The sequence below is a fragment of the Streptomyces bohaiensis genome (assembly GCF_012033785.1).
Classification (GTDB): domain Bacteria; phylum Actinomycetota; class Actinomycetes; order Streptomycetales; family Streptomycetaceae; genus Streptomyces; species Streptomyces bohaiensis.
On sequence record NZ_JAAVJC010000307.1, the window covers coordinates 1 to 5473 of the forward strand.

2 protein-coding genes are annotated in these 5473 nt (G+C 74.2%); one reads left to right on the top strand and one right to left on the bottom strand.

Translation table 11 applies throughout. From position 1 onward, the window contains the following. Nucleotides 1-570: 570 nt before the first annotated feature. Nucleotides 571-1857 (bottom strand): pyridoxal 5'-phosphate synthase, encoded by a 1287-nt coding sequence (locus HCN52_RS24935; RefSeq protein ID WP_209314832.1) that lies wholly within the window; start codon nucleotides 1855-1857, stop codon nucleotides 571-573. 454 nt (nucleotides 1858-2311) lie between these two features. On the opposite strand from HCN52_RS24935, the gene HCN52_RS21510 reads away from it, so the two are divergent. Further along, the gene (locus tag HCN52_RS21510; protein ID WP_312876822.1) at nucleotides 2312-5437 is read left to right on the top strand and encodes a ThuA domain-containing protein; all 3126 of its coding nucleotides are present in this window, start codon (nucleotides 2312-2314) and stop codon (nucleotides 5435-5437) included. The last annotated feature ends 36 nt before the right edge of the window (nucleotides 5438-5473 follow it).

The following is a 5473-nucleotide window of genomic DNA, read 5'->3' on the forward strand; positions in this document are numbered from 1 at the left end:
GCTGGCAGACCGCGGCGCCCGGCGCCGCGCCCTCCCCGGCGATGTGCCCGTCGGTGCGGCATGGCGCCCGCCGCCGCCCGCCGCGGGGGGCGATGTGCCCGTCGCAGCCGTGGACGGGGCCTGACCGGGGGCGGCCCGACCGGTGGGCGCGGTGTGGCGCGTCCCGACCGAGGTCCGGGGGCCGCCGGGCGTCGGGGCCGGGCCGGTCAGCCGGTCCCAGGTCGCGTCCGTGTGACCGGGCGTCAGGCGCCCGGCGTCGCGCCATTCCCGGACCAGCAAGGAGTACAGCGGCGTACCGTCCGCCTGGCCGCCGCTCCAGGCCGGTTCGCGAGGTGGCGGCGGCGTGTACCAGCTGGTGGGGGTCCGTGCGTGTCGCACCATGCCGTGTGAACGAGCGGGACCGTGACCAGGACACACGCCACGCGCGCCATCGCCCCGTCTGGGCGGCGCGCGACGGCGCGAACATCGCCGCCACAGCACCGTCGCGCGCTCCCCTGCCCTCCCGGACACCGACAGGGCGGGGGCCGGCCGGCGGCTCGACGGGGCCGACAGCTCGACCGGCCCGACCGGTCAGGGCCAGAGGCGGCGCGCGTCCCAGCCGTCGGCGGTGCGGTGGTAGTGGAGCCGCTGGTGGAAGCGGTCGGGGGCGCCTTGCCAGAACTCGACCTCGCGGGCGTGCAGGGTGTAGACGGTGTGGCCGGGCGGCACGGCGTCGGGGTCGGCCGCCACCAGACGGCGGGCGGCCTCGGCCGCCTGCCGGTAGGCCTGGTCGGAGGCGAGCGGCTCGGACTGGTGCCCGGTGTGGGCGGCGATGCGGGCCGCGGGCGAGCGGGTGCGGAACTCCGCGGCGGCGTCGTCCCGGGTACCGGCGGCCACCTCTCCCCGGACGCGCACCTGGCGGGCCTGTTCGGGCCAGTGGAGGGTCAGCGCGGCGGCGGGGCGTGCCGCAAGCTGCCGGCCCTTGGTGCTGCCGCTGTCGGTGGCGAAGCTCCAGGCGGCACCGTCGGGCGAGACGTCGCGGAGCACCAGCACGCGCGCGTCGGGGGCGCCCTCCTCGTCGACCGTCGCCAGGGTGGCGGCCTGGAGCGCGGCGACTCCGGCGTCGGCAGCCTCCCGCAGCCACCGCAGCACCAGTGGCCCGGGGGAGCCGGGCTGCTCCCGCCAGGCGGGCGACGGCGCCTCACCCGGGCCGGATGCCCGGCCCAACAGGGCCGCTGCGGGGCTGAGTTGATCACGCGCGGTCAGCGTGGCGGCGCCCGGTGCGGTGTGGGCTCCGAGTTCGGTCACCAGCAGTCGGCGTGCCGCCGCGTTCCCGGCGGTGGTCGAGGCGAACAGCCGATGGGCCCCGGCGTCACGGGCAGCCTCGCGGAGCAGCCGCAGCACCGTGCGACCGTGGCCCCGGCCGCGGTGGTGCCGCGACAGCCAGAGTCCCGCCTCGACGGTTCCTGCCTCGCCCGGCACGTCGGCGAGCCGGGCGGCGCCGATGACCTCGCCGTCCGCGGGCTCGCCGTCCGCGGGCTCGCCGTTCGTGGGCTCGCCGTCCGCGCCGTCGCCACCGGCATCGGCAGCGGCAGCGGTGCCCCCGCGCCCCTCGCCCGCGGGTACGGCCGGCTCGGCGAGGAGGACGGCGAAGGTCCGCTGGCCACCGCCGGGGGCGAGGGACGCGGCGCGGTGCCAGGCGCGGAAGGCGTCGATGCGCGCGTCGGTCCAGTGGTCGACCGGGGCCTGCGGGGACGGGTCGTCGGCGCCGCTCAGCGGCGCGACCTGCGCGGGTCGGGCGCCGTCGACGGCGGCGACGACCAGCCGTTCCAGCAACGGCGCGTCCAGGGGCCGCAGTTCGACGCGGGGTCCGGTCACAGCGGGTTCCTCTCGATCGGCGGGTCCGCGCACCGGTCCGGGAGGGCCGCGGATGCGGCGCGGGCAGGGTCAGTCTGACGGTCGACGGACCGACGGCCGCCGCACCTCGCCCGCCCCGGCCGGCTCCGTGCGCCGTCCACGGACGATCGCGGACGATCGCGGACGATCGCGAGGGCCGACCGGTGTGCCCACCCCCGCCCCGGCGGTAACAGAGAGCGCCACGTACATGACACAGCGTGGCATTTTGTCAGGTGGGTGTGCAATTCACGGTCGGGCATATGGACTTTCTCCGACCCCGCTCCTACACATGGGAGTTACGTCGCAGAAACCGGCTTGTGCTCCCCGCCCCCCACCTGAGGAGACTGCTGTGTCACCACGCGCCCCACGCGCTTCGTCCGCACCGCCCCCGGGACCCCGCTCCCGACGCGGATCCCGAGCGGCACTCGCCTGTGCCGTGACCGTCGGCCTGCTGGCCGCCCCGGCCGCCGCCGGCGGACTCACCGCCGCCGCCCACCCGGGCCACGACGACCAGGACACCGCCTCCGTCCTGGTCTTCTCCAAGACGGCGGGGTTCCGCCACGACTCCATACCCGCCGGCATCGCCGCCATCGAACAGCTCGGCGAGGAGAACGGGTTCGACGTCACCGCCACCGAGGACGCCTCCGTCTTCACCGACTCCGGCTTGGAGCCGTACGACGCCGTGGTGTGGCTGTCGACCACCGGCGACGTGCTCGACTCCGGCCAGCAGGAGGCGTTCGAGCGCTACATCCAGGCCGGTGGCGGCTACGCGGGCGTGCACGCGGCCTCCGACACCGAGTACGACTGGCCCTGGTACGGCGGCCTCGTCGGCTCGTACTTCGCGAGCCACCCGCACAACCAGGACGCCACCGTCGACATCGAGGACCACGACCACCCCTCTACGGAGCACCTCGACGACTCCTGGACCCGCTACGACGAGTGGTACAACTTCCAGGACAACCCGCGTGACGCGGTGCACGTGCTGGCCTCGCTCGACGAGTCCAGCTACAGCCCCGGCAACGGCGCGATGGGCGACCACCCGATCGTCTGGTGCCAGGCGTACGACGGCGGCCGGTCCTGGTACACCGGCATGGGGCACACCCGGGAGTCCTACAGCGAGCCCGAGTTCGTCCAGCACCTGCTCGGCGGGATCGAGTACGCGGCCGGCCTGCACGGGGACGGCCTCTGCGGCGGCGGCGACGACCAGGAGGAGCCCGCCGGCACTTTCTCGACGGTCACGCTGGACGACACCACCAGCAACCCCATGGAGCTGGCGGTCACCGACGACGGACGGGTCCTCTACATCGACCGCGGCGGCGACGTCCGGCTGGTGCGCGCCAACGGCACGGCGACCACGGCGGGCCGGGTCGAGGTGTACACCGGTCAGGAGTACGGCCTGCTGGGCATCGCCCTGGACCCGGCGTTCAACGACAACGGCCACCTCTACCTCTACTACTCCCCCGCCGGCGGTGAGGCCGTGGACCGCGTCTCGCGGTTCACGCTGGAGGGCGAGACGATCCCCGCCGCCAGCGAGGAGGTCGTGCTGGAGATCGGGACGCAGCGCCAGCAGTGCTGCCACGCGGGTGGCGCCCTCCAGTTCGACGGCGACGGCAACCTGCTGATCGCCACCGGCGACATCACCAACCCGTTCGCCTCCGACGGGTACACCCCGATCGACGAGCGCCCGGGCCGCGAACTCTGGGACGCGCAGCGGACCTCGGCCAACTCGGCCAACCTCAACGGCAAGATCCTGCGGATCACCCCCACCGAGGACGGCGGCTACACCGTCCCCGAGGGCAACCTGTTCGAGGCGGGCGAGGCGAACACCCGCGCCGAGATCTACGCCATGGGCTTCCGCAACCCGTTCCGCATCGGCCTCGACCCGCGCACGGACGCGCTGCTGGTCGCCGACTACGGCCCGGACGCCGCCGCGGCGAACGACGGCCGCGGGCCGGACGGCCGGGTCGAGTGGAACATCGTCGACACCCCCGGCTTCTACGGCTGGCCCTACTGCGTCGGCGACAACACCCCGTACGTCGACTTCGACTTCGCGACCCGCACCTCCGGCGAGCCCTTCGACTGCTCGGCTCCCGTCAACAACTCGCCCAACAACGACGGAGTGACCGAGCTGCCGCCGGCCATCGCGGCCGAACTGTGGATGGGCGCCTCCTCCACCGGGGTCCCCGAGATCGGCACCAGCGGCGCCCCGATGACCAGCGGCGTGTACGTCTGGGACGAGGCGTCGGAGTCGGACCGGAAGTGGCCCGCCTCCTGGGACGGCAAGGCCGTGCTGGGCGACTGGAACAACGGCCGGCTGTTCGCCGTCGGGGTCGACGGCGGCGAGGTCGACGGGGTGGAACGCGCCCTGGAGGAGCTGTCGTTCAAGCGGCCGCACGCCCTGCGGTTCGGCCCGGACGGCGCGCTCTACGTCATCGACTGGGGCAGCGGCTTCGGCGGCGACAACACCGACTCCGGTGTCTACCGCGTCGATCACCGCACCGCCGGCGGCTCCGCGCCGGTGGCGCGGCTCGACACCGACGTCACCTCCGGACCGCTGCCGCTGGAGGTCACCTTCTCCGCCGCCCGCTCCGAGGACCCCGACGGCGGGGATCTGACCTACGCCTGGGATCTCGACGGCGACGGCACCACCGACGCCACCGACGCGGAGGTGACGCACACCTACACCGAGGCGGGGGTCCGGTCGGTGACGCTGACCGTGACCGACCCCGACGGTGAGACGGCCGTGGCCGGCGTGGAGATCAACGCCGGCAACAGCGCTCCCGAGATCACCGTGGAGGCGCCGCTGAACGGCGGCCTGTTCAGCTGGGGCGACACCATCGAGTACGAGGTGACCGTCACCGACGCCGAGGACGGCGAGATCGACTGCGAGCGGGTGATCACCCAGCCGGCGCTCGGCCACGACGAACACGCGCACCCCTACGAGCAGTACCGCGGATGCTCCGGCTCCTTCCCGCTGCCCGGGGACGAGGGCCACGTCGGCGCCAACATCTTCGGTGTCGTCACCGTCACCTACACCGACGAGGGCGCGCCGGGCACCGAGCCGCTGACGACCCAGGAGGTCGTCGTCCTGCACACCAAGGACAAGGAGGCGGAGTTCTTCACCTCCACCGGCCGCGTCTCGGACGGTGCCGGGGCGGACGAGCCCGGGGTCAGGACCGAGGCCACCTCCGACACCGGCGGGGGGCTCAACATCGGGCACATCGCGGACGGCGACTGGTTCGGCTACGAGCCGATGAACCTCTCCGGGATCGACGCCGTCGAGCTGCGGGTGGCCTCCGCCGTGGAGGGCGGCACCGTCGAGATCCGCGTCGGCGACCCCGAGGGAGAGCTGATCGGCTCCGTCGAGGTCACCGGGACCGGTGGATGGCAGGAGTGGGAGACCGTCACCGCGGAGATCGGGGACCACGAGCCGGACGGCGGGGTCTACTTCGTGATCCGCCGGCAGGACGGCAACGACAACACCGGCGGCCTGCTGAACGTCAACTGGCTGCGGTTCCAGGGGCAGGGCGTCACCGCGCCGGAACCGGCCGCCGTGGGCTGATCCGTGGCGCCGCGCCGGAACACACCCGGCGCGGCG